We start from the raw sequence: 23587 nt of genomic DNA on the forward strand, positions 1-23587 counted from the left end.
AGCTTGCATACTATCGGGGAGTATAGTATCGTTCCCTCATGTGATACGGACAGGTGCGCAATGCCTCACAGCCCTCGGGAGAAAAAGCAGGCCCTTACCCGCGTACGTCGGATCAGCGGACAGGTGGCTGCATTGGAGCAGGCTCTGGAGAGCGGGGCGGAATGTGCTGCAGTACTTCAGCAGCTTGCTGCTGTGCGCGGGGCGGTCAATGGTTTGATGGCGACGGTTCTGGAGAGCTATCTGCGTGAAGAGTTCCCGCATAGCGACACCCACACCGACTCTCAAAGGAAGTCGATTGACGAGACCATCTCTATTGTCCGCTCCTATCTCCGTTAGTCAGTTCGCGACATTGCTTGATGGCGCTAGTACTAAGTAGAGGAGGCAATCTATGGGTGTCCGAACTACTTCATTTCCAAGTAGAACCCGCCATTCCTAACCCCTTCGTGGGTTAGGGCGTCACGACTAGGACGTTGAGGCCTTTCCAGGAGGCTCCAAGGCATGCTGGATGATGTCAGTCGAGTTGCGCCTGTCTGTATTTCTTGGAGCGGGCAATCTCTGTCGGCATCGTTGCCTTCGGCATCTGACTGAGTCATGGGAGGCCCTTTGAAGTGAGCTTCCAGCCTCGTTGCGACTCCCATGCGGTCCGCGCCTGGCTGGAAGGTGGGAGAGCAAGGGCCTGCGATCTATGCGGTGCTGTCCTCCCAGCTTGTTGTGGTTCCCACTACCGCCCTACACCAGAGCCGGCTCCACCACACGACCTTTCGCTGAGCTATCGCACAAGCAAGTGATAGACCTCCCGTGAGCGGTGTTTAGAAGATCATCCATTCTTGAGGCTATGTATGAATGACCCATCCGGCCTGAGCCAAGCTGCAGGCACGCCAGCAGAAGGCTACGTATATGGGATGCCGGCGCACGCGGACCGCCGCGCCGCCGTTGAGGAAGTCCATGCGCGACCGCACCTTCTCACCCAGTCTCCGCGAAGCCTTCTCCAGCTCTCCTTCATGACAGAAGGGGACATGAGTCGAGATCGTGCCGCGATCGACGATCTTTCAGGTCGTATGGGGGCTGCAGTCGAGGATCACACCACACCTCATCACGCGCTTACGTGGAATGAGGGTGATCTGCACTGCGAGAAGCACACTGAGTTCTCTTCCTACCTCTGGAGCGCACCACTGAGCTCAGAAACAGGTGAGCCTTGTGGGGACAACCCGTTTAGACAGGGATTCAAGCCGCCAGGACCCGTGATCTCGGCTGTTAGCGTCAGGCTTTTGCCTTGGACCGCGGAGGCGGAGAAGGAAATAGATTGCTTTGATCCCGTCAGCCGCTGCTACTCGCTGGTTGAGAACGGTGCCGCGGCCATTGTGACCGACTTCCGTCAAGACGAGGAAGGGCTAACCCACATGCTCATCCTTGATCGCGACCTGACTCCGGCGCGGGCAGGAGCGCTGGCGCAACGACTGCTCGAGGTCGAGACATACCGAACGCTTGCCCTCCTAGCGCTACCGCTGACTCGTTCCATGACGTCGAATCTTCGTCGCATGGAGGCGCGTCTGGCTGCAATTACTGAAGAGATGCGCAGGGCCTCCGGCGGACGTCGTGACAGTGACGTGCTCCTCTCGGATTTGACCAGCCTGGCTGCAGAGTTGGAGGCGGACGCCGCGGCAAATCTCTATAGGTTTGGTGCAAGTCGGGCTTACTACGAAATTGTTGAAGAGCGACTGGATGCGTTGGCGGAGGATCAAGTTGCCGGCTATAGCACCTGGGCGGACTTCTTGTATCGAAGGATTGCACCGGCCATGCGAACTTGCCAGTCAGTGAAGGAGCGACAGGGGAAGCTCTCAGACAAGTTGACGCGCTCGATCTCGCTCCTCCGGTCGTGGATTGATGTTGAGCTCGAGCGGCAGAACCGCGACCTACTGGCGTCCATGAATGAACGGGCGAAGGTTCAGCTGCGCCTGCAGCAGACGGTGGAAGGTTTGTCGGTGGCCGCCATCTCGTACTACGTCGTGAGTCTTCTCGCATACCTGCTCAAGGGTTTGCCTGGGACGCATGACATCGCAGCAACCGTCACTGCGATCTTGGTTCCCGCTGTATTGCTGCTGATTTGGTGGATTGTCCGAAGGATCAGGCATGCACACGGTGACTCGGCAGTCGAGGACAAGGCCTAAAGCCTCGCTTAAGGCCACATTCGATTCGCGATAGATGGCCTATCAAATTCAACTCAGAGGAAAGAACAATGGAACGCATTGAGCGTCACGCAAGCTTCGGTGGATGGCAGGACGTCTACCAGCATGAATCATCCAGCCTTGGTTGCACCATGAAGTTTGGAGTCTATCTCCCTCCGCAGGCGTCCAGCGGCCCGGTACCTGTTCTCTACTGGCTCTCTGGCCTGACGTGCACAGAGCAGAACTTCATCACCAAGTCTGCAGTGCAGCAGCTCGCTGCTGAGCATGGCATTGCCATCGTTGCTCCGGATACAAGTCCGCGCGGAGAGTCCGTCGCGGATGATCCAGCTTACGATCTCGGCCAAGGTGCGGGGTTCTACGTCAATGCCACCGAGGCACCGTGGTCCGACCACTACCGCATGTATGACTACGTTGTAAGTGAGCTGCCTGCTCTCGTTGAGAAGAACTTCCCTGTTAGCCAGGCTCGCTCAATTAGCGGCCACTCAATGGGCGGCCACGGTGCCTTGGTCATCGCTTTGCGAAATCCAGGTCGCTATCGCAGCGTATCCGCCTTCTCTCCGATCGTGGCACCCACCCAGGCTCCTTGGGGCCAGAAGGCGTTTTCGGCCTACTTGGGGGGAGATCAGGAGCAGTGGCGGCAGTATGACGCCGTGGAGCTGATTGCAGATGCAAAGGAGCGCCTGCCCCTGCTCGTGGATCAAGGGCTCAGCGATGATTTCTTGCAGAATCAGCTCCGCCCCGAACTGCTTCAAGATGCATGCGCCAAGGTGAATCATCCGCTTTCGCTGAACCTTCGCGATGGTTACGACCATAGCTACTACTTCATCTCCAGCTTCATTGCCGATCATCTCAAGCACCACGCATCGGCGCTGAACACCTAACCAAGGAGTGCTGCCGTGATCAAGACCTCCAGAAATCGTCATCAAGTTGTGATCGTTGGGGCGGGCTTCGGCGGACTGGAGGCCGCCACGCACCTTGAAGGAGTGGATGTCGATGTAACAATCATTGACCGGCGGAACTATCACTTGTTCCAGCCGCTGCTCTACCAGGTGGCTGGTGCGTCACTGTCACCGTCGGAGATCGCATGGCCGATCCGCTATCTGTTCCGTGACCGCCCGGAGGTCAGAACCCTCATGGCGGAGGTCGAGGGTGTGGATAAAGCTGCCCGCCAAGTGATCCTTCAGGACGGCACTCGATACCCTTACGACACCCTTGTGCTCGCTACGGGAGCAACACATGCCTACTTTGGGCATGACGAATGGTCGAAGTACGCTCCAGGCCTGAAGAGCCTGGAGGATGCAACAACCATTCGAGGCAGGATCTTGAGCGCGTTCGAGCAAGCGGAGCTCTGCAATGATCCCGAGGTTCGAGAGGCCCTTCAAACCTTTGTGATCATTGGTGGTGGGCCTACAGGTGTCGAGCTTGCCGGAACCATCGCGGAGCTGGCGCGTGGCACGCTGCAGGATGACTTTCGGTCAGTTGATCCCAGCAAAACCCGGGTATTTCTCATTGAGGCGGGTCCGCGGCTGCTCCCCGTCTTTCCTGAAAAGCTCTCCGAGTACACGAGGCGCGCCCTCGAGAAGCTTGGGGTATCCGTTTTGTTGGGGGCCCCTGTCACCGAGTGCGCCTCTGATGGGGTGATGCTCAATGGCAAGAAGCTGGCGGCATCCACAATCGTCTGGGCAGCGGGAGTTCAGGCGTCTCCAGCCGCACGTTGGCTCGACACCGAATCAGATCGGGCGGGGCGCGCAATCGTCGGCCCTGATCTAACGGTGCCTGGTTCCCCCAACATTTTCGTGATCGGGGACACTGCTTCATCAGCCACTGCGGACGGAAAGACCGTTCCTGGAATCGCGCCGGCGGCCAAGCAGCAAGGCAAGTACGTCGCGGGCCAGATTGAAGGGCTGATAACAGGGGCGCGGAGGACCGCTGCATTCAAGTACCGGCACCAGGGCAACCTCGCCACGATTGGACGCAGCCTTGCAGTAATCGATATGGGGAAGCTAAAGCTGAGCGGAGGAATCGCATGGTGGATCTGGAAGCTCGCTCACATCTACTTCCTTATCGGAGTGCGAAATCGCCTGAGCGTCGCAATGAGCTGGGTATGGAATCACAGCGTTGGATACAGAGGGGCTCGCATCATCCTCCGTGAAAAAGCAAGCAATGCCACAAGCGGCTCATTGGATGGGAAGCTGAAATAGGGGCCAAGACGCTCTGAATGCACACTCGCAACTGACTTCCCGAAGGAGAACACCTTGGCAGATCTATTCACAGCGAAACCAAGGGCACCACTGGCCGAACTGCTACGACCGAAGTCTCTCGACGAGTTCGTTGGGCAGCAACACCTGCTGGGGCCGGGGAAGCCTTTGCGTCTTGCCTTTGAAGCAAGAAGTCTGCACTCCTTCATCATGTGGGGGCCCCCGGGCGTCGGTAAGACCACCCTGGGGCGCCTCGCAGCGATGGTGACTGACAGTCACTTCATTGCGATCTCCGCCGTACTCGCCGGGGTAAAGGACATCAGGCAGGCCATTGATGATGCGCGGGCCGAACTCGACGTCCGCGGTCGCTCCACGGTACTTTTCGTCGACGAAATTCACCGGTTCAACAAGGCCCAGCAGGATGCGCTGCTACCTCACGTTGAATCAGGGCTACTCACGCTGGTGGGCGGCACCACAGAGCATCCAGGACTGGCCGTTAACTCGGCGCTGCTTTCGCGCGCGCAGGTGTACACACTTGAGCCTCTGTCTGACGCAGATCTTGAGAAGCTCTACGAACGCGCCAGACCTCACTTGCGAGGCGTTGACCTCTCCGATCCCGCATTGCAGCTGCTGAAGGGCTTCGCTGATGGTGATGGCCGCAGATTCCTGAATCTTCTCGAGCAGGTCTCAACTGCGGCCTCTGAGAAGCGGGTGGAAGAGGTGGATCTTGAGTTTGCCAAGCGCTCCACCAGCCCGTCACTGCGTCGATTCGATAAGGGCGGGGACGAGTTCTATTGGCAGCTCTCCGCGTTTCACAAATCACTGCGTGGCTCTGATCCCGACGCCTCCCTCTACTGGCTAGCGCGCATTCTGGATGGGGGCGGGGACGTGAGCCAGGTCACACGTCGAATGATTGTTATGGCAAGCGAAGATATCGGAAATGCTGATCCGGGCGCTCTGCACTTGGCCATCCACGCTGCGCAGGCGTATGAGCGACTTGGCTCTCCTGAAGGTGAAATTGTCTTGGCCCAGGCTGCGACCTATCTGGCGCTCTCCCCCAAGTCGAATGCGTCCTATGCGGCTTGGGATCTAGCAAGGGCCTTCGTCAAGGAGCACGGATCATTACCAGTTCCCATGCATCTTCGGAATGCTCCAGCGAAGCTTATGAGGCAGATGGGGTATCGACAAGCATATCGCTACGCGCATCATGAGCCAGACGGCTACGCAGCTGGACAGACGTACCTGCCGGAGGGTGTGGAGAGGCCGAACTGGTATCGGCCCACTGATCGGGGAGCTGAGCGCGCCTTGGCTGAGAGACAGGCATGGCAGCGAGCCTTGGATGAAGAGGCATCGCAAACCGAAGCCGATCCCTCTTCGGGCCAGTGATCCAGCTGAACTTAACGTCTACAACCTACAGAGACATGCACATGCCAAACGCCACATTCGGTGAAGCTTCCTGCAGTGTCGCAGCAAGCGGCCTTGTAGAGGTGCGCGGTGCGCGTGAGAACAACCTTAGAGACGTTGATGTCTCAATTCCTCGCAACGCACTGGTCGTCTTTTCCGGTGTATCCGGTTCCGGGAAGTCATCTCTTGCATTCGGGACAATCTATGCGGAAGCTCAAAGGAGGTACTTTGAGTCCGTTGCTCCCTATGCTCGACGCCTAATCGATCAGGCAGGCGTCCCTGATGTTGACTCCATCGATGGACTCCCGCCGGCAGTAGCGCTGCAGCAGCAGCGTGGTGCCAGCAATGCGCGATCTTCGGTGGGTAGCGTCACCACGCTATCCAGCCTCATTCGTATGATGTATTCCCGCGCGGGAGCATATCCGGCTGATCAGCCTATGCTTTATGCCGAGGACTTCTCACCCAATACTCCCCAGGGCGCATGCGCGACCTGCCATGGCCTTGGCCATGTGTACGAGGTGACAGAGGCCCTCATGGTGCCGGATCCAAAGCTGAGCATCCGTGAGCGTGCCATTGCTTCGTGGCCACCTGCATGGCACGGGCAGAACCTTCGCGACATTCTGGTGACGCTGGGCTACGACATTGATAGGCCTTGGAAGGACCTTCCCAAGAAAGACCGCGATTGGATTCTGTTTACCGAGGAGTCGCCCACTGTGCCGGTCTATGCTGGGTTCACGCCGGCGGAGACGCGTGCGGCCCTGAAGCGTAAAACTGAGCCGAGCTACATGGGAACCTTCACTGGCGCCCGTAGGTATGTCCTGCACACGTTTGCTAACACGCAAAGTGCCCTGATGAGGCGCCGCGTATCGCGATACATGGAGGGTAAGCTTTGTCCCACCTGCCATGGCAAGCGCCTTAAGGCAGAGTCGCTGTCAGTGACATTTGCGGGTGTGGACATTGGTCAATTCATGCAGATGCCTCTTGACCAACTGGCTTCCCTGCTCGAGCCCATTTCTCAAGGAGACTTCAGTGCTCATGCTGGCGGGGGCAAGGCGAACAAGGAAGCCACCCGTCGTGATCGCGCCGATAGGGCGGCCAGTGGGCGGGCGGTCCACGCGGTGTCTCCTGACGTCCGCCGCACCTCAGCGCTGTCGGAGGAGAAGCGCCTGGCCGCGCAGCGCCTCGCTAGTGGAGTGATGAGCCGAATCAGTCAGTTGCGTGGCCTTGGGCTTGGCTATCTAACTTTGGATCGCGCTACGCCGACATTGTCCGCTGGCGAGCTGCAGCGATTGAGACTCGCCACGCAGTTGAGCTCGCTGCTCTTTGGCGTGGTGTACGTGTTGGACGAGCCGTCGGCAGGTCTTCATCCCTCCGACAGCCAGGCTCTCTATGACGCCTTGGACCGCCTCCGCGACGGTGGTAATTCCGTATTTGTTGTGGAGCACGATCTGGAGCTGATGCGCCGTGCCCAGTGGTTGGTGGATGTTGGGCCTGAGGCGGGAGAGCGGGGCGGCAAAGTGCTCTACAGCGGAGAGCCGGATGGTCTTCGTGACATCGACGAGTCACGTACCGCGTTGTACCTCTTTGACAAGGTCCCGCCCCCTAGTGGCCAAGAGCGTCAAGCGAGTGGTTGGCTGGAACTTCAGGGCATCCAGCGTCACAACCTGAAGCGCATTGATGCGAAGATACCTCTGGGCATCCTCACCGCGGTGACCGGGATTTCGGGATCGGGCAAGTCCAGCCTCGTCGCCCAAGCGTTGCCGGAGCTGATGATGCTTCAACTTGGACACGAGCCTGAAGACGACGCGGTGGAAACGGGGGCAGCAGACGGGCCAACCGTCATCGAGACGACAGGGGGACACCTCGGCGGAGATGTCGATGCTATTCAGCGTCTCGTCCAGGTTGATCAGAAGCCAATCGGACGGACGCCGCGATCGAATCTCGCGACTTACACCGGCCTTTTCGATCATGTTCGAAAGCTGTTTGCCGCAACACCAGATGCGCGGCGTCGACGTTACGACGCAGGTCGATTCTCCTTCAACGTGGCCAAGGGACGTTGTGAGACGTGCGAAGGGGAGGGGTTCGTGAGCGTCGAGCTGCTGTTTATGCCTAGCGTCTATGCACCGTGCCCAACGTGCCACGGTGCGCGATACAACGAAGCTACGCTGAAGGTGCTTTGGAACGGTAAGAACATTGCAGACGTTCTGCGGATGACTGTCGAGGATGCACGTGAATTCTTTGGCGATGAGGACGCGATCGCTCGCCCACTTCAGTTGCTGAAGGAGATTGGCCTTGGATACCTTCGACTGGGCCAGCCGGCTACCGAGCTATCGGGTGGTGAAGCGCAGCGCATCAAGCTGGCCACAGAGCTTCAACGAAGCCAGCGCGGGCGGACACTGTATGTCCTGGATGAACCCACTACGGGCCTCCATGCCTCGGACGCGGATAGGCTGCTTGTGCAGCTCCAGCGGCTCGTTGATGCCGGCAATACGGTGGTCATGATTGAGCACGACATGCGTGCCGTTGCTCAGGCGGATTGGGTAATCGACGTGGGTCCAGGTGCCGGTGATGCGGGCGGGCAGATCGTGGCGGCAGGAACTCCAAAACAGGTCGCTCGCGTGAAGAGAAGCCGTACCGCCCCCTTCTTGGCTGAGGAACTCGCCCGCGCGGGTTGACCCGACGCTCTTTTGGCCACCATGAGCGTCCCTGGCGCTCATGGCGGCCAGATCCCGTATCAGAGAGCGGCCAAGCGACTCGGCATTAGCGCTTCCCTGCTTTGGATGGCGTTAGGGCCGAGGTGGGGGAGGGCGCCATCTGCGTAAGGCTTGGTAGTGCTCCGACGGCGGAATGGAGTGCATCGAAAACTACTCTGACGCGAGGTGAGACTGGGCCGCGTTGAGGCCGATAGACGTACAAGCCCCACGGCGCAGGATCGAATTCTTCCATCACACGCTGCAGAACACCTGACTGAATGAGTGGGGCAGCCATGTAATCAGCAAGTTGGGCAAACCCCAAGCCCGCAATGACCCCTGCCATCTCCATGTCGGCATTGTCTGCAATGAAGACCGGTGCTGTCGGCGCCACCTGTACGCCTCCAGCCAGGTACCAGGGCCAGGGCCTGCCTGTATTGATGTCCACCGATGCAACCAGTGGAAACCGCGAGAGCTCGCTAGTCTCCGCTGGTGCTCCGATTCTCTCTACAAGTGCGGGGGAGCCAACGATGTGCAGTCGCATCTCTCCTGCCTTCTTCGCAATGAATCTGCTATCACGCATGAAGCCGACGCGGATTCCGACATCGATCCCTTCATCGACAGCGTCTGCAACCCGATCGCTTAAGCGAACGTCCAAGACAATTCCCGGGTGACTTTGGGTCACTGTATCCAAGGCGGCAAGAACTGCCCTGGAGCCCATGCTGTGAGGGGCACTAATTCGGACTGTGCCCACAATCTGTGAGGCCGTCGCCTTGGTTCGCGGGCGCCACAGCTTGTCTAAGCCCTCAAGCGCCGGCCGCAGCTGATGTAAGAGATCCTCCCCAAAGGCCGTGATGCGAACCTGGCGTGTGCTTCGGTGGAACAACAGCTCCCCGTAATGACTTTCAAGGGCCTGTATCGCTCGGGTGATGGCCTGAGGAGAGCTTCCCAGTCGAACAGCGGCCTCACGAAAGCTCGGCGCCTCAGCCGCGGCCCTAAACGTCTTTAGAAGATCCAGCTCGCTGTTCATCTCAAGGCCCCCATGGTCGTTGGGCTCATATTATTCCATTTCAGGGAATTATGAAATCCTATCAATTCCATATACAACAATTCTTCAGGTCTCCAGAATTCCTCCACACCCTCACCTGACCGGAGAACCTGATGAGCAAGTTCAACTACATCGAAGAGTACTACCAGGCATTCAACCGCGGTGATCGCGACGCGATGCTCTCGATGCTCACTGATGACGTTGTGCACGATCTAAATCAGGGGAGTCGCGAAGTAGGGATCGACGCATTCCGCGCGTTCCTGAGCCGCATGGATTCCTGCTACAGCGAGCAGCTTCACGACATCGTGGTGATGTACAGCAGCGATGGTGCGCGTGCCGGCGCGGAGTACGTGGTGCACGGACTCTACCACCACACGGACGAAGGTCTCCCTGCAGCGGCAGGGCAGATCTATGTTCTTCCCGGTGGCGCGTTCTTTGACATCCGTGATGGAAAGATTGCGCGCGTCACCAACTACTACAACCTGGAGGACTGGATTTCCCAGGTCCACAAGGCGCCCTGAAATGGCTACCAACGTGCGAGTAGAGGTACTGGTCGGCACCGAAATCGAGGACTGGCTCGATCGCGTCGCTCAGTTGCGGATCGAGATATTCAGTAGCTATCCCTACCTGTACGAAGGAGACATGGACTATGAGCGTCACTACCTCCGCAATTATGCGACGTCTGACGGGGGCATCGTTGTCCTGGCCAGGGATGGAAGGGACGTTGTAGGTGCATCGACTGGCCTTCCTTTGTTGAGCGCCGATGCCGCTTTCATTCGTCCCTTCCAGGAGCACGGTCCCCGGCCAGAAGAAGTCTTCTACTGCGGGGAGTCCGTACTGAGGCCGGAGTACAGAGGAGCTGGCTTGGGCCACGTCTTCTTTGATCGAAGAGAGGAGCAAGCCCGACGAAAGGGCTTCAAGTGGTCTTCTTTCGCGTCGGTGGTTCGGTCGGAGACTGATCCGCTTAGGCCACCTGGATATCGAAGCAATGAAGGCTTCTGGACTCGCCGTGGGTATGCACAACAGAGCGCGATGAAGGTCGCTCTTCCTTGGCGGCAGCATGGGGCCACGCACGAAACCGAGCAGACACTTTCACTTTGGCTCCGTTCCTTGGAGGACGTTACATGAAGATTGCAGCAGCTAAGTACGTGATCGGTCGTCCGAAGACCTTTGCCGAGTTCGCTGCGCGCCAGCGCCGAATTCTGAATGACGCACGGGAACAAGGAGTTGAGCTTGCAGTACTTCCGGAATACCTGTCGCTGGAACTGGGTTCGACTCTTCCAGAAGCTCTTCAGCTTAGCCTGAGGTCCACCCTGGAGTCGCTCCAGATCTATCAGAGCGCATGGTGTGAGCTCTATAGCACCTTGGCTGTCGAACTGGGAATGACCATCCAGGCAGGAACGTTCCTCACCGCAACATCCCATGGGATGTATCGCAACCGTGCCTGGTGGTTCACAGCTGATGGTCGCAGCGGATGGCAGGACAAGCTTCAGCTTACTGGCTTCGAGAAGCAGGCAGTTGTCATCGAGCCTGGCGATCGCATCGCGGCGTTTGAGCAGGACGGAAAGCGTGTCGGGATTGCGGTTTGCTATGACAGCGAATTTCCGCTTCCTGTTCGCCTCCAGCAGGAGGCAGGGGTGCGCTTGCTGTTGGTGCCAAGTTGCACCGACACCGACGCCGGTGCCACCCGTGTCGATGTTGGGTGCCGAGCGCGAGCGCTTGAGAATCGGATGTTCGTGGCAAAGGCGGTCACCGCTGGCGTCGCCGACTGGAGTGAAGCGCTTGATGTCAACACCGGTGAGGCAATGATCCTCTCACCGATGGACCATGGCTTCCCCAGTGACGGCGTGCTCGCAGCGACCTCCGACGATCAGGAGTGGGCGATTGCTGACATTGACTTCGCAGCGCTCGAAGCAAGCCGTGCACGAGCGCAGGTAGCCGTCGACAAGGATTGGGATGGTCAGCTCCGCTTCCATTCCGTTGAGGTCCTGAACTAACCAACGTCTAGATGCCTGGGCCATGAAGTGCTCGTGGGCGTCGCTGGCAACTCAAATACCTGGGGAATCAAAATGCATCGTATTGTCATTGTTGGTGGTGGGGCCGGAGGGCTGGAGCTGGCTACGCAGCTGGGCCGGAAGCTCGGGCGCTCAGGGCGAGCAAAAGTCACTCTTGTCGATGCTCGGATGACGCATCTGTGGAAGCCACTTCTTCACGAGGTTGCCTCAGGCGCGTTGGATGCCGCAGAAAGTGAGCTCAACTATCTCGCCCAGGCTAGCTGGAATCACTTCCAGTTTCAGTTGGGGCGGATGACGGGTTTGGATCAGAAGTCCAGAAAGATCGAGCTTGCCCCACTGTACGATGAGGAGGGCAACGTTATTGCGCCCCGTCGCTCGATCTCCTACGACACCCTGGTGATCAGCGTGGGTAGCGGAACGAACGACTTTGGAACTCCCGGTGCAGCGGATCATTGCCTGTTCCTGGACGATCCCGATGCCGCCATTGCTTTCCAGAAGCGGCTGCTGAGCGAGTACATGGGCGCGCAAGCGCGCGGCAAGTCAGAAACACTGGAGGTTGCGATCGTCGGCGCCGGCGCCACCGGTGTCGAGCTGGCGGCCGAGCTGCGTGATGCTGCAAGGCAATTTAGCGCTTATGGGCTGGACAAGATCTCTCCCGAGAATCTGAAAATCACGCTTATCGAGGCTGGTCCGCGAGTGCTGCCAGCTCTGCCAGAGCGCGTGAGCCTGCCGGTCGCCGAGCGACTTGTACATGAAGGCGTTCGTGTCATGTGTGGCTCGGCTGTGACCCTAGTGGATGAAGAGGGCCTGCAACTCGCCAATGGCATCAAGGTTGCTGCGAGGCTGAAGGTATGGGCGGCGGGCATCCGTGCTCCCGTCTTCCTTGCATCCCTCGGGAACCTAAAGACCAATCGCATCAACCAGCTCGAGGTATCTGAAACGCTGCAGACAACGCAGGATCCGAACATCTTCGCATTCGGGGATTGTGCAGCCTGCCCGAATGGACACAGCGGTACAAACGTTCCCCCCAGGGCACAGGCCGCTCATCAGCAGGCTCACTTCCTTGCGCAGGCGATTACCCGCCGTATCGAGGGACGCCCGCTGCCCAGCTTCACCTATCGAGACTATGGATCGCTGGTGTCCCTGTCGAGGGAGGGCGCCGTTGGCACGCTGATGGGTAACCTCATGGGGTCATTCAAGGTCGAGGGCTGGCTGGCCAGGATGTTCTACATCTCACTGTATCGCATGCACCAGAGGAGCCTGTTCGGTACACGCCGGGTGGTTGCGCGCATGCTGGCAGACGCATTGGGACGGAGTACGGAGCCTCGCCTCAAGTTGCATTGATGCGGGCGAGCTGAGGGGCGGAGCTGCGAGTCAACAATTCCAACGCAAGGAATTATGAAATCCAATCTGTTCCATATACAGCAATCCATCGAAGTCCAATACTTGGTCCCAACAGCTCGCCAAGAAGAATGCTGTAGGCGCATTCGACCTGATTGAAACGCGTTCTAGAGCCGGCGCCAGGGGCGGCGCGCCCGATGTACCACTGATCAAGCTCGCCCCAAAGACCGTTGTCGCACTTATCTCGTTACACCCAAGGAGAACTCACATGAAATCCCGTGCAGCCGTTGCATTCGGTCCCGGTCAACCGCTCGAGATCGTCGAAATCGATGTTGCTCCGCCGAAGAAGGGCGAAGTACTGGTGAAGATCACCAGCACTGGTGTCTGCCATACCGACGCATTCACCCTGTCGGGCAATGACCCTGAAGGCCTGTTCCCGGTGGTGCTGGGCCATGAAGGCGCCGGCATCGTTGTCGAAGTGGGCGAGGGCGTGACCAGTGTGAAGCCCGGCGATCACGTCATCCCGCTGTACACCGCAGAATGCGGTGAGTGTCTGTTCTGCAAGAGCGGCAAGACCAACCTGTGCGTTGCCGTACGCGCCACCCAGGGTAAGGGTGTGATGCCTGATGGCACCAGCCGCTTCAGCTACAACGGCCAGCCGCTGTATCACTACATGGGCTGCTCGACCTTCAGCGAGTACACCGTCGTGGCCGAAGTCTCTCTGGCCAAGATCAATCCGGAAGCGAATCCGGAGCACGTCTGCCTGCTCGGTTGCGGTGTCACCACTGGCATTGGTGCGGTGCACAACACGGCCAAGGTGCAGGAAGGTGACAGCGTGGCCGTGTTCGGCCTCGGTGGCATCGGCCTGGCGGTGATCCAGGGTGCTCGTCAGGCGAAGGCTGGTCGCATCATCGCAGTGGACACCAACCCGTCCAAGTTCGAGTTGGCCAAGCAGTTCGGCGCAACCGAATTCGTGAACCCGAAGGATTACGACCGTCCGGTTCAAGAAGTCATCGTTGAGATGACCGGCTGGGGCGTCGATCACAGCTTCGAGTGCATCGGCAACGTCAATGTGATGCGTTCGGCGCTGGAGTGTGCACACCGCGGCTGGGGCCAGAGCGTTGTCATCGGTGTGGCCGGTGCTGGTCAGGAGATCTCCACCCGTCCGTTCCAGCTCGTGACCGGTCGTCGCTGGATTGGCAGCGCCTTCGGTGGTGTGAAGGGCCGTAGCCAGCTGCCTGGCATGGTCGAAGACGCCATGCGGGGTGAGATCGATCTGGCTCCGTTCGTGACCCATACGATGGGCCTGGAAGCAATCAACGAAGCCTTCGAACTCATGCACGAAGGCAAGTCCATTCGTACTGTCATCAACTACTGATGCACCGCAGCACCGGGCAACCGGTGCTGCACTTCCAACAATAGGAGTTTAAGTCCATGCAACACCAAACTATCCATCCCTCGGTCGATTCCGGCGTCGTTGCCGGAACCGCCGGCTTCAAGGGCGGCACGCTGAAGTGCCTGTGCTCTGACAAGCCGGTTGAGATCTCCGTCGCAAGCAATGTGGCCCACAACCATGCCTGTGGTTGCACCAAGTGCTGGAAGCCGGAAGGCGCCATCTTCTCCGTGGTCGGTGTCGTTCCCCGCGATACCGTTTCGATCACGGCGAATGCCGACAAGCTGGCGATTGTCGATCCGGCTGCGACCATCCAGCGCCACGCGTGCAAGGACTGCGGTGTCCACATGTTTGGCCGCATCGAGAACAAGTCCCATGCCTTCTACGGCCTGGACTTCATTCACGTTGAACTGTCCGAACAGAAGGGCTGGGAAGAACCGCGCTTCGCCGCATTCGTGTCTTCGATCATCGAAGGCGGCGGCGCAAGGCCGGAACAGATGGACGGCGTCCGTAGCCGCCTGAAGGCTCTGTCCCTGGAGCCGTACGACGTGTTGAACCCGCCGCTCATGGATGCGCTGTCCGCGCATGCTGCACGACTCAGCGGCGTTCTCTCCTAAGCAGTGTAAATGCCGCCCCTTGCATGCAAGGGGCGGTACTTCCTGACAGTACGCCACCGGCGTATACATTTTCGCTCAGAGCCTGGAGTCTTCGACCATGTCCTTGCTTCCCCCCAACGCAATGCACGAGCGGACTCTGCAGGGCGTACAGAGCACCGGCAACGCACGGGCAATTACGAAGGCCGCGACTCTCACTGCGGTCATGATGTCCGTCGAAATTGCTGGAGGATGGGCCTTCAACTCGATGGCTCTTCTCGCAGATGGCTGGCACATGAGCTCTCACGTGCTGGTACTCCTGTTCGCACTTTCTATCGCTTGGTACGCTGAGCGGAATCAGAGCCGCCCAGAGCGCGCGGCTCGGGTGCTAGCGGTTGAGCTCATCGCGGCGAGCGTAAGCGCGATGATCATGCTTTGGATTGCCGCTTCGATGGCCTATGAATCGACGGAGCGTCTCCATGCGCCAGAGGCTGTTCAGTACTCAGAAGCGCTTGCCATCGCCGTTGCGGGTTTGATTACAAATATATTCTCAGCGCGGTGGCTACATTCTGCCTACCATCGCGAAGGTGCTGCGGTTGATCACTGCCACGTTCCGCATGAGCGCCATGCTGACGAGAAGGGGGCCGATGCGCGCAGGAGTCCCAATCTTCGTGCGGCCTATCTTCACGTCGCTACGGACACCGCTGTAACGGCACTCGCAATTACTGCACTTGTCGTGGGGATGATCTGGGACGTGACGTGGCTGGACTCAGTCACAGGCCTCATCGGAGCGTCGGTTGTCGCAGTCTGGGCCATTAGATTGCTTCGTAGCTCCATTTCGGCGTGGATAGGTCGGCGTAAGTAGCTAGTGCGGTGGTGCCTCCGTGCTCAGCACGGAGGCTAGCCCTGCGATTGGGAGCCTTCCACAAAACTCGCTGCGACCGGAGTCATTCCTGGACGCATCTGGCGAGCCCGCTGAGCGCATATGCCCCACCTCACATGATGCGGAGTTGCTGGCGGGGTGGCCATTCTCTCAGTCAGAGATCAACAAACTGACTGTGATTCTGAAACGTCCATCTTGAGCGGCTGACGTTGCTTCGCAGCGAGGTGACGTGCCCTTCAGTCTAGGTCAGTACCTGGGGCGCCGGCTGTTGCGGCACTAGGGGAGGGCCTGGACGATCTCTTGCTCAGGCGAACGTCTTGGCGAGCCCAAGAGCGCTAGATACTGCTGCAGGGATGCGCCGCCTTTGAAAGCAATTGGCGTGCGGCCGGCTGATGGCCTGGTGTATGGCTCAAACCCCTTCCTCCGGGTCTACTGCGACAGCGCATTAGATCTTCAATTGAACCTCACATTGAGTCAAATGGCAGCAAGCCCATGAAAAGACTGGCGCTTAGTCGGTTGTCTGTGATGGCGGCACTCGTGTTCCTGGCCGCTGCCCGAGCCCCGGTGGCCCAGGCGGCCGAACAATGTGGCCCGGACGCGATGCGCGATCACCCGCCGCAGATCAGCTTCCGCGTCGACAACGACCTGTTCGGTGGCCGCCACCAAGACCAGGGCTATACCAACGGCGCGCAGCTGACCCTGGTCTCGCCGAACCTGGTCGACTACACCGCCGACCCGTGCCTGCCGCGCATGGCGCGCTGGGTGAACCAGTACCTGGAAGGCCTGCACCCCGGCAGGTTCGAGCAGCAGAACATGATCTTCAGCATCGGCCAGGCCATCTTCACCCCCACCGACCCGACCCGCCGCGACCTGATCGAGGATGACCGGCCGTATGCCGGCGTGCTGCTGGCCAGCTTCGGCTTCAACGCACGCAGCGGCGACCGCCTGCAGACCACCCAGCTGGCCGTGGGCGTGGTCGGGCCCTGGGCCCAGGGCAGGCAGGTGCAGAACGCCGTGCACGACGCGCTAGGGGACGAGAAGTTCAAGGGTTGGGACAACCAGCTGCACAACGAGCCGGTGTTCATGCTGACCCACGAGCGCATGCGCCGCTGGCCGGCCGATGCCAGTGTCAATGCCGGCGGCTGGGGCTGGGATGCGATCAGTCACTATGGCGGTGCGATCGGCAACCTGGAAACCAAGGCCAACGCCGGTGGCGAAGTGCGCTTCGGCTGGAAGCTGCCCGACGACTTCGGCAGCACGCCGCTGCGCCCGGCCGGCGAGAACACCGCGCCGACCCGTGGTGGCCGCCTCAGCGGCTGGTCCTGGCACTTGTTTGCGACCACCGACGCGGCATGGGTAATCCGCGACATCACTCTGGACGGCAATACCTTCCGCAACAGCCACAGCGTGGACAAGCGCCACGTGGTCGCCCAAGGCGGCTACGGCATCGCGGTGATGCGCGGGCGCTGGAGATTCGCAATGGCGCGTTACCACAGCACCCGGGAGTTCTATGGCCAGCGCCAGTCGCCGGTGTTCGGAAGCTTCACTATTAGCCGCTCGCTATAGTAGGTGGCGACGATCGCGGGTGTTCGACCATGCAATGTCCTTGAGTGCAGTACCTCGCAGAGCGACTACAGAAGTAACGCGGGAGTGCATGATGGAGAGTACTGAATGATGCTAATCACCAAGCTCGTCGTAGTCATCGTCGCGCTTGCCGCTGGGATCAAGGTGATTGATTGCTGTGTCGTGTGGGCAGCGCGACGAAGGCTGGAGAAACTTCAGAAGCTAAAGGCGCCGGCCCCATCGAGATCTCCTTTACCCGATGCCCTGGTGGTCTACTACTCTCGCTCTGGGCACACCGCCTTAGCCTCTAGTTATCTGGCGAACCAGTTACACGCCGATCTGCGTGCTGTCGAAGCATTTGACTACTCATTGGGCTTGGCCGGGTGGGTGAATGCTATGGCTGATGGGGGTCTTGATGACGCGTGGATAAATCCCGCGTGGATGGATCTAGCTCCCTATGACGCTATCTATTTGGGAACACCCATCTGGCGTGGTTGCCCAGCGCCGCCGGCTTGGGAGTTTGTTAGGAGCAACATGTTCCCTGGGAAAAAGGTCGTACTAGTCACTACATCCAGAGGATCATGGAAGCAGTCAGCTATTGAGCTCCTTGGGCGAGAGATAGTTCGACGAGGTGCGCGATCATTCGAGCATCGGCCTTTGGCGCGCAAGCGTGCCTGGTTCAGAAGATCGGACCCAGATGATCTCAGAATTACGGATCTGATGTGACCGACCTACCATGAATGCCCCCGGCCAATGCTGCGTTTAGTCGGCACCCCTCGCCTTAGCTAGCGCTATGCCAATCGCCGCGTCGCCCCTTGCTGCACGCTCGTCAACGGCCTAGGGCCGTCCCGAGAGTTTCGTGAGGTGGTTTCATTCGCGATTGTCGAGCCGTCCGTTAGACAACGCATGCTGGAGAGCAATCGCAACCTGCGTCGCGGCGTAGACCCAATCGTTGTCTTCTTCGTACGGATCCACTTCCGAATCTTCTTTGCCACCATGGAAGAGGTTGTTGCGGACTTGCCGCATGGCTTCCACCAGCGCGACCGCATCCGATTCGGCATCCAATGGGCAGGGGCAAAAGCGGGCCACCAAGTTCCCGTTCTCTTCAATAATCATCTGCTTCATGGGGCGCTCATCGCGTTGACAGAGAAGGCGCGCACGCGCCGACTCAGGAACCTCTGACGCGAAATCGTCGCCCAACTTTCGGACGCGCTCTTGCACCTTGCGCCAAGCCACGTCGGACGTCGGTTGCCCCGTCCGGTCTTTCCGGAAGAAGTCCCCGTGCCGTCGGAGCTGGAATTCCAGTTTGCTCACGGTCTTGAGAAGGTCGTAGGCGAGATTGGCGCTTACCGGCATTTCAGCATTCTATGTGAGTAGTGTGAGGTCCGAATCGCAAACTGCCACAGCGAAGGCACAAGGACCACCAAGAAATGGCGCTACTTGAGAGCCGCCTAACACGCGGGAGGATGTCATCCTGTAGGCCGGGCGTCGCACCTCATCTAGATTCTTGACCTATAACCGCTTCGGGCTGGCAACGCAGGTCGGCAGTGACTTGGGACAACTTTGCCTAGACACCGCTAAGAATACTTGGATGGGGTTCGCGTGAAGGCCGCGCTTACGATTCGCCTCTCAGTAGTCGTCCATTGATTGCAGGTGAGTGCTGCGCTTCGACTTGGTGGCTGTCGAGTCTGGGTCGGGTTCATCTCCGTTCACCGTTACCCACTCGATGAGAGGGCCCAGGTCGGATTGGCGGCGGGCTTCCGCATACAGCTTGCTATAGGCGGCCATGGCGTATATCGGCGACAGCATGAGCTCCGCTGCCAAGGCGAAGACATCGGACTCGGGTGGCAGCGACACAGTGGTGAAGGCGCCGCTGTCGGCATCGGTGTGGCGCTCAGCCAGCGCATCCAGAAGACGCCGACGGAGTGCTTGCTGGAAGGGGCTATGGGTGGGATTAGGACACCTCAGGCCGTCTTCGACCGGAACCCAGGTGTCCAGTGACCAGGCGGGGGCGAGCACTTGCGGGGTTGCCGCGTCGTCAATCCCCTGTGCATTACCCTTCAGAGTGCCCATAGCCTGGTCAGAAAGCCGATTTCGCAACAACCAGCGGTCATCAACTGAACGCTGCCAGAGAGTCCATAGACTCCCACCGGACCGCCATTGGCCGATCTCCTCGAACAGTTCGGAGGCCAGTCCGCCTCGCGCCTCCAGCTTTGAGGCAAGGCTCCATGAGGCCGCCAGCGCGGGTGGGTTACGGAGCGGATGGGCCACGTTCGATAGGCCTAGCCATTGCGCGAGCACCGCAAAATCGGATAGACCCTCCCTGATTTCCTTAGGAACGGCTGCAACGCATTGTCCAACGGTATCGATGTGCTGCCCGCCCCGCTGGAAGGCAGCGAGGGCCGCGTACAAGGCCCACATCGGGCTGGCCATTGCTTGCTCGGTTGATGGCACCGCCACCTCCCGGCCGACTGTAAGCTGCGCTCGCGCCGCCTCCGTCGCAAGCCCGATCGGATCGAACAGCAGTGACGCACTTCCCATCCGGACCAGATGGATGGAGGCAGTCGCCAAGTCGAGCATTCGTGCGCCCTGAGTGTCCACCATCGGAGGGGTTGGCGGAGCTGAGGTACAGTCAAGGTAGATCTCGGTACGCCACCCCTTAATCACCGGGACGACCAGTCCGTCTTCATTCGACTCGTCCCAAGGGCTGGCCGTTCGCAGTGCGAGGCTGCCAGCTGTTGCTGCTAATTTGAGGTAGGCGTAGCCGAGCCTGTCGTCCGTACCACTGTGGATGAGGCGCTCCTCCAAGGTTGCCCCTACAAGGGAACTGAGGTGCCACTGCCGCCACGGTGGCGCGGGGTTTAGAGAGCCGTCGGGACTGAAACTGGAGTCGCGCGCGAAGACAAAGACCTCACCGATTTCGCTGAGATCGCGGCTTGGCTCCGTCGGAATCATCGAGTATTCAGCGGCATGAAGGGACTGATTTTGGTGCGTGGTTGACGTGCCGATGACGGGCGCAGCCGCGGAAAATTCGGGCCCGGGCAACCGCTGGTCGAGGGGCGCATCCGCAACAACGAACAGCGATTGCGCCGATTCGGCCCCGACGTGCACCAGGGCTTTGTAGAGTCCCGGAGCTAAGGACAGCGAGACCACTCCCGTACCGATGCTGACACGAGCGTAGCTAGCATCGAGCACCGTGATCTGCGCGTTGGGATTGTCCGTCCTCAACACCACCGGCTGCGCTGCAACCTCGTCGGTTCGCAAAGCGGGCATGTCGATAGGTGCAGCAACGGGAGGGGTGTTGCCTGCAGCTGGCAGCACCGGGTAGGGAACCTCGAAGGCGACGTCGGGTAGATTCCCTGGTGTAACGACGAGATGCAGACCCGGGGTCAGCTCCACGATGGGATGCTCGAGCTGGCGAAGCTGGCTACTGCGTAGCTGCCCATTTGGCGTCATGTCGGTGGGCGGCGCGGGTGGGTAAGGTGAGATGTCAGGATCCGGTTGCCGGTCGATGGCCGCGAATTTAGCAATGATGCGGCTCAGGTCGACGGCAACCCGGCGTGGGAGCGCGGAAGCTGGCGCCGACGCCGGGCGCTGATATATTCGAATCCGCTTCGTTGCGGGAGTCAGTGGTGGCGTGTATCCGGTTTCCTGTTCGTAGCGATCGGCCCATAGCACCTGGAAGTAGTCCGCGACGGCGCGATCCGTCACCCATCCGTCGGCGTCAGGCGGTGCGCTGCGCAGCGCGTCCAGTAGGACGCTAGTGAACAGGCCGCGAGACTGCCCGGCCGGGCCAATGTTGCGCTCAAAGGACTGACGTCCCCGCGGCGCTCCATACGCCTGGAACAATCGGACGTGTGCCGTTCGTTGCCGGTCCGGCGGGGTCCAAGTCGGCTCGAGCACCTGGCTCGCCTTGAGTACGTCCTGGCAGCAGTCCGTTACCAGGATGATTTCATCAAAGAAACCCGCGTTGGCGATTTTCGACGCATAACGCAGGACGGCGATATGCGCCGTGTCGCCGTTTTGCGCGACGGCCGAGAATAGTGCCGGGTCGTGAATCGCCGAACCGGCTGTGAACCCGTGTCCGGCGAAGAACAGATACAAGCGCTGTCCAATGCGGTCATGCCATCCGTTCGGGGTGCGCAGCCATAGATTAAGCGCCTTCTTGAGCTCCTTCTCGGTCGGGTTTGCGTCGTCCGGGGTCGCTGCCACGCCATAATCCTGCGACCGTATGACTTGGATACGTCGGGTGTCCAGGTCGCCGTACTCCGGATCGAGGAGCCATTGCCGGAACTCTTCGCCATCGTTCTCAGGTCCATGGAGGTCACTCAGGCCGGGATAACGGTTAATTGTCAGCACGATCGCGTAGTGATCATCTCGCGGCATGTCCACATCTCTCCCTGTTGCGTACACAAGGGCACCTTTGGCGTGCTCTCGAAGATGTCACCATCCGCCGAGGAGGCTCTCAACGCTGAGCAGCGTATCTTCGTCGTCGTCGAAAGCTCCGTGATCAATGCTTGTGCTGTTCAAGCCTGCTGTCTGTCCTTGGGACTTGGACCAGATCGTACGGTTCGGTGCAGCTCCGAGCCACGCGCGGACTGCACCTATTTCGGGAAACTTGCTATCTGAGTAGATGTGGTGCCAAGCGAAGAAGCGTTCCATGCCCAGCAGCGGCATGTCCGGTTCGTCGACGAGCGTTCCGTCGGAATTTGGGCGCGATTCGAGGACACCCGACACCAGATAGAGGAGGGAGCTGGGATAGATGAAGCGCTTCCAGTCCTGCCCATTGGGAAATTTAGAGTCGTCTCCGACGACCTGATCGTCCCGTTCGAATTCATCGCGCATGCCAAACAAGCGGAAGTGACGGATGCGATCGCCATGTTGGGTGATCGTGGCGGCAAAGCGCTCGTAGGTGATGGCGGGCGCCAGGAACACGACGTCGAATGCAATCTCGGCCGGCAGAAGCTCTGATGCCTTGTCAAGCCAATTGGCGATGTAGACGGCGCCAGTGCTGTGGCCGACTAGAGTGATCCTCGATAGCAGCCCTTCAGAGGCATGGGCGGCACGCAGCCGCTCCAGCAGCGCAGTTCCGGCATACAGGTCGGAGCCGTCGCCGAACGCATCGAGTGAGTCCTGCTTCATGCGGTTCCACTGGAGTGCCTTGCCCCATTCATTGAGTCCACTGCCACCAAAATGAACACCACGCAACACTTCCTCTACGACCGTTGCATACAGGCCGTGATCGCGTTGATCCGCGTACCGACGCAGAACACCCTGCAGGATGCGCTTCACCAGAAGGGAAACTTTGAACCAGACGATCAACCCGCGGCCTCCCTCGACCCCGGCGACCTGCGTTGATACCGCCTGCGAGAACGGGGTATCTCGAACGCTCGCTCCGCCCCCGATGAATGCATCGCGTGCTTCGTCTAACGCGGTTGGCAGGGTTTGCATGGCGACCACAAACTCGCTGTCGGTTTGCAAGTCGGCTTCGATCTCGGCGTCGTCGATCAGCGCACTCGCCGCACGCGCACCTGAGGGCCCCACTACAGGTTTGAAATCACGGTAGGGCACGTGATTGCGACTGGGATCGCTCCAATATGTATCAACTGCCTGGCGGACCTTCCCTGCATCGACGTTGCCCGGCGTGATGGTCCGGGCGCCGTTGCTACCTCCCAAGCGGCGGAGCGCGTACTCTAGCGCCTTGCGCACCAGATTCTTGAATACCGGCTCATCCGGCAGCTCGCGCAGGTTGTTGCGGATCGTTTCAACGAAACCCGACTCCCACACGGAAAAAACCGGATAGGCCGATTGAGAAAAGCGCCCCTCAAGTCGCTGGGCAATACCGATACCCGCGGCCTTGTCGACCAGGCCCCCGTGAAAGTAAAGCAGCAAATGACCACGCCCGTCCTTACGAAGCGCCGTGACGATAGCGTCGATATCCTCTGGCTTCGTATCGGTTCCGGCACCGATACGGCCGTTGCGACTGTGGATTTGATGCAGACTGCCCATACCTGGCCCCCTGTGACCAGAATGATGCCAACCCAGAGTGCCATGAGTTTATGAAGTGGGCAATCAGTAATCGCCTAGGTAGGGATTGGTCACCTCAATGCCGAGTAAGCGAAGGGCTAGAGTTGAATGCCCCGGACCATGCCGCAGCTGGGGCGGTAGTTTGCATTTGGCGCTCGATCGATAGGGACACGAGGGCACGGCTCATCGACCTGATCATTGAGGTACAGACGGAGAATTGGCTTTGAATGCCAATGGCGTCCATCT

Annotated in this window: 19 protein-coding genes; 15 read left to right on the forward strand and 4 right to left on the reverse strand. The window is 59.5% G+C overall.

Annotated features, from left to right (window positions below; all coding sequences use genetic code 11):
- Nucleotides 1-60 precede the first annotated feature (60 nt).
- The 6 genes from frmR (at nucleotide 61) to AC5P7R_RS17750 (ending at nucleotide 8463) form a co-directional block, all read left to right on the forward strand.
- Nucleotides 61-336, forward strand: coding sequence for a formaldehyde-responsive transcriptional repressor FrmR (gene frmR, locus AC5P7R_RS17725; RefSeq protein WP_017354484.1), 276 nt, complete (start codon nucleotides 61-63; stop codon nucleotides 334-336).
- 503 nt (nucleotides 337-839) lie between these two features.
- Nucleotides 840-2168, forward strand: a complete 1329-nt coding sequence (locus tag AC5P7R_RS17730) for a DUF3422 family protein (protein WP_026070509.1) — start codon at nucleotides 840-842, stop codon at nucleotides 2166-2168.
- A 68-nt stretch (nucleotides 2169-2236) separates the two neighbouring features.
- Complete coding sequence (gene fghA / locus AC5P7R_RS17735; protein ID WP_017354482.1) at nucleotides 2237-3067, forward strand: S-formylglutathione hydrolase; 831 nt, start codon at nucleotides 2237-2239, stop codon at nucleotides 3065-3067.
- 15 nt (nucleotides 3068-3082) lie between these two features.
- Entirely contained in the window at nucleotides 3083-4387 is a 1305-nt protein-coding gene (locus AC5P7R_RS17740; protein ID WP_026070508.1) for an NAD(P)/FAD-dependent oxidoreductase, read from the forward strand.
- A gap of 54 nt (nucleotides 4388-4441) precedes the next feature.
- The gene (locus tag AC5P7R_RS17745) at nucleotides 4442-5770 is read left to right on the forward strand and encodes a replication-associated recombination protein A (protein WP_005413341.1); all 1329 of its coding nucleotides are present in this window, start codon (nucleotides 4442-4444) and stop codon (nucleotides 5768-5770) included.
- A 41-nt stretch (nucleotides 5771-5811) separates the two neighbouring features.
- The gene (locus tag AC5P7R_RS17750; RefSeq protein ID WP_026070507.1) at nucleotides 5812-8463 is read left to right on the forward strand and encodes an excinuclease ABC subunit UvrA; all 2652 of its coding nucleotides are present in this window, start codon (nucleotides 5812-5814) and stop codon (nucleotides 8461-8463) included.
- Between the two features lie 85 nt (nucleotides 8464-8548).
- Here the strand turns inward: AC5P7R_RS17750 and AC5P7R_RS17755 are convergent, their stop codons facing one another.
- Nucleotides 8549-9508 carry a LysR family transcriptional regulator gene (locus AC5P7R_RS17755; RefSeq protein WP_017354479.1) on the reverse strand — a complete coding sequence of 320 codons (960 nt, stop codon included), beginning with the start codon at nucleotides 9506-9508 and terminating at the stop codon, nucleotides 8549-8551.
- A gap of 131 nt (nucleotides 9509-9639) precedes the next feature.
- Between AC5P7R_RS17755 and AC5P7R_RS17760 the strand changes: the two genes are divergently transcribed.
- The 9 genes from AC5P7R_RS17760 (at nucleotide 9640) to AC5P7R_RS17800 (ending at nucleotide 18040) form a co-directional block, all read left to right on the forward strand.
- Complete coding sequence (locus tag AC5P7R_RS17760) at nucleotides 9640-10047, forward strand: ketosteroid isomerase-related protein (RefSeq protein ID WP_017354478.1); 408 nt, start codon at nucleotides 9640-9642, stop codon at nucleotides 10045-10047.
- A 1-nt stretch (nucleotide 10048) separates the two neighbouring features.
- Nucleotides 10049-10654: a GNAT family N-acetyltransferase gene (locus AC5P7R_RS17765; RefSeq protein ID WP_017354477.1), complete on the forward strand. Its 606-nt coding sequence runs from the start codon at nucleotides 10049-10051 to the stop codon at nucleotides 10652-10654.
- Nucleotides 10651-11523 (forward strand): carbon-nitrogen hydrolase family protein, encoded by an 873-nt coding sequence (locus tag AC5P7R_RS17770; RefSeq protein ID WP_017354476.1) that lies wholly within the window; start codon nucleotides 10651-10653, stop codon nucleotides 11521-11523. Before AC5P7R_RS17765 ends, AC5P7R_RS17770 begins: the two co-directional genes overlap by 4 nt.
- A gap of 72 nt (nucleotides 11524-11595) precedes the next feature.
- Entirely contained in the window at nucleotides 11596-12885 is a 1290-nt protein-coding gene (locus tag AC5P7R_RS17775; RefSeq protein WP_037590709.1) for an NAD(P)/FAD-dependent oxidoreductase, read from the forward strand.
- A 265-nt stretch (nucleotides 12886-13150) separates the two neighbouring features.
- Complete coding sequence (locus AC5P7R_RS17780) at nucleotides 13151-14260, forward strand: S-(hydroxymethyl)glutathione dehydrogenase/class III alcohol dehydrogenase (protein ID WP_005413335.1); 1110 nt, start codon at nucleotides 13151-13153, stop codon at nucleotides 14258-14260.
- A 56-nt stretch (nucleotides 14261-14316) separates the two neighbouring features.
- On the forward strand, nucleotides 14317-14892 hold the full coding sequence (gfa, locus tag AC5P7R_RS17785) for an S-(hydroxymethyl)glutathione synthase (protein ID WP_005413334.1): 576 nt from the start codon (nucleotides 14317-14319) through the stop codon (nucleotides 14890-14892).
- Nucleotides 14893-14989: 97 nt separating this feature from the next.
- Complete coding sequence (locus AC5P7R_RS17790) at nucleotides 14990-15733, forward strand: cation diffusion facilitator family transporter (protein ID WP_049400906.1); 744 nt, start codon at nucleotides 14990-14992, stop codon at nucleotides 15731-15733.
- 543 nt (nucleotides 15734-16276) lie between these two features.
- The gene (locus AC5P7R_RS17795; protein ID WP_017354473.1) at nucleotides 16277-17317 is read left to right on the forward strand and encodes a lipid A deacylase LpxR family protein; all 1041 of its coding nucleotides are present in this window, start codon (nucleotides 16277-16279) and stop codon (nucleotides 17315-17317) included.
- 108 nt (nucleotides 17318-17425) lie between these two features.
- Nucleotides 17426-18040 carry a flavodoxin family protein gene (locus AC5P7R_RS17800; protein ID WP_157804745.1) on the forward strand — a complete coding sequence of 205 codons (615 nt, stop codon included), beginning with the start codon at nucleotides 17426-17428 and terminating at the stop codon, nucleotides 18038-18040.
- Nucleotides 18041-18184: 144 nt separating this feature from the next.
- On the opposite strand, the gene AC5P7R_RS17805 is transcribed toward AC5P7R_RS17800, so the two are convergent.
- The 3 genes from AC5P7R_RS17805 to AC5P7R_RS17815 form a co-directional block, all read right to left on the reverse strand.
- Nucleotides 18185-18670, reverse strand: coding sequence for a hypothetical protein (locus tag AC5P7R_RS17805; RefSeq protein WP_017354472.1), 486 nt, complete (start codon nucleotides 18668-18670; stop codon nucleotides 18185-18187).
- 273 nt (nucleotides 18671-18943) lie between these two features.
- The gene (locus tag AC5P7R_RS17810) at nucleotides 18944-21700 is read right to left on the reverse strand and encodes a caspase family protein (protein ID WP_017354471.1); all 2757 of its coding nucleotides are present in this window, start codon (nucleotides 21698-21700) and stop codon (nucleotides 18944-18946) included.
- A gap of 57 nt (nucleotides 21701-21757) precedes the next feature.
- Nucleotides 21758-23323, reverse strand: a complete 1566-nt coding sequence (locus AC5P7R_RS17815; RefSeq protein WP_017354470.1) for a hypothetical protein — start codon at nucleotides 23321-23323, stop codon at nucleotides 21758-21760.
- Nucleotides 23324-23587: the final 264 nt, after the last annotated feature.

It is taken from the genome of Stenotrophomonas sp. YJH_SMC_27, from assembly GCF_059369815.1.

Coding starts and splice junctions, on each gene's coding strand:
- AC5P7R_RS17755 (WP_017354479.1), bottom strand. CDS start 9,508: ATGAACAGCGAGCTGGATCTTCTAAAGACGTTTAGGGCCGCGGCTGAG.
- AC5P7R_RS17730 (WP_026070509.1), top strand. CDS start 840: ATGAATGACCCATCCGGCCTGAGCCAAGCTGCAGGCACGCCAGCAGAA.
- fghA (WP_017354482.1), top strand. CDS start 2,237: ATGGAACGCATTGAGCGTCACGCAAGCTTCGGTGGATGGCAGGACGTC.
- AC5P7R_RS17775 (WP_037590709.1), top strand. CDS start 11,596: ATGCATCGTATTGTCATTGTTGGTGGTGGGGCCGGAGGGCTGGAGCTG.
- AC5P7R_RS17800 (WP_157804745.1), top strand. CDS start 17,426: ATGCTAATCACCAAGCTCGTCGTAGTCATCGTCGCGCTTGCCGCTGGG.
- AC5P7R_RS17805 (WP_017354472.1), bottom strand. CDS start 18,670: ATGCCGGTAAGCGCCAATCTCGCCTACGACCTTCTCAAGACCGTGAGC.
- AC5P7R_RS17765 (WP_017354477.1), top strand. CDS start 10,049: ATGGCTACCAACGTGCGAGTAGAGGTACTGGTCGGCACCGAAATCGAG.
- AC5P7R_RS17780 (WP_005413335.1), top strand. CDS start 13,151: ATGAAATCCCGTGCAGCCGTTGCATTCGGTCCCGGTCAACCGCTCGAG.
- gfa (WP_005413334.1), top strand. CDS start 14,317: ATGCAACACCAAACTATCCATCCCTCGGTCGATTCCGGCGTCGTTGCC.
- AC5P7R_RS17760 (WP_017354478.1), top strand. CDS start 9,640: ATGAGCAAGTTCAACTACATCGAAGAGTACTACCAGGCATTCAACCGC.
- AC5P7R_RS17790 (WP_049400906.1), top strand. CDS start 14,990: ATGTCCTTGCTTCCCCCCAACGCAATGCACGAGCGGACTCTGCAGGGC.
- AC5P7R_RS17770 (WP_017354476.1), top strand. CDS start 10,651: ATGAAGATTGCAGCAGCTAAGTACGTGATCGGTCGTCCGAAGACCTTT.
- AC5P7R_RS17750 (WP_026070507.1), top strand. CDS start 5,812: ATGCCAAACGCCACATTCGGTGAAGCTTCCTGCAGTGTCGCAGCAAGC.
- AC5P7R_RS17815 (WP_017354470.1), bottom strand. CDS start 23,323: ATGGGCAGTCTGCATCAAATCCACAGTCGCAACGGCCGTATCGGTGCC.
- frmR (WP_017354484.1), top strand. CDS start 61: ATGCCTCACAGCCCTCGGGAGAAAAAGCAGGCCCTTACCCGCGTACGT.
- AC5P7R_RS17810 (WP_017354471.1), bottom strand. CDS start 21,700: ATGCCGCGAGATGATCACTACGCGATCGTGCTGACAATTAACCGTTAT.
- AC5P7R_RS17795 (WP_017354473.1), top strand. CDS start 16,277: ATGGCGGCACTCGTGTTCCTGGCCGCTGCCCGAGCCCCGGTGGCCCAG.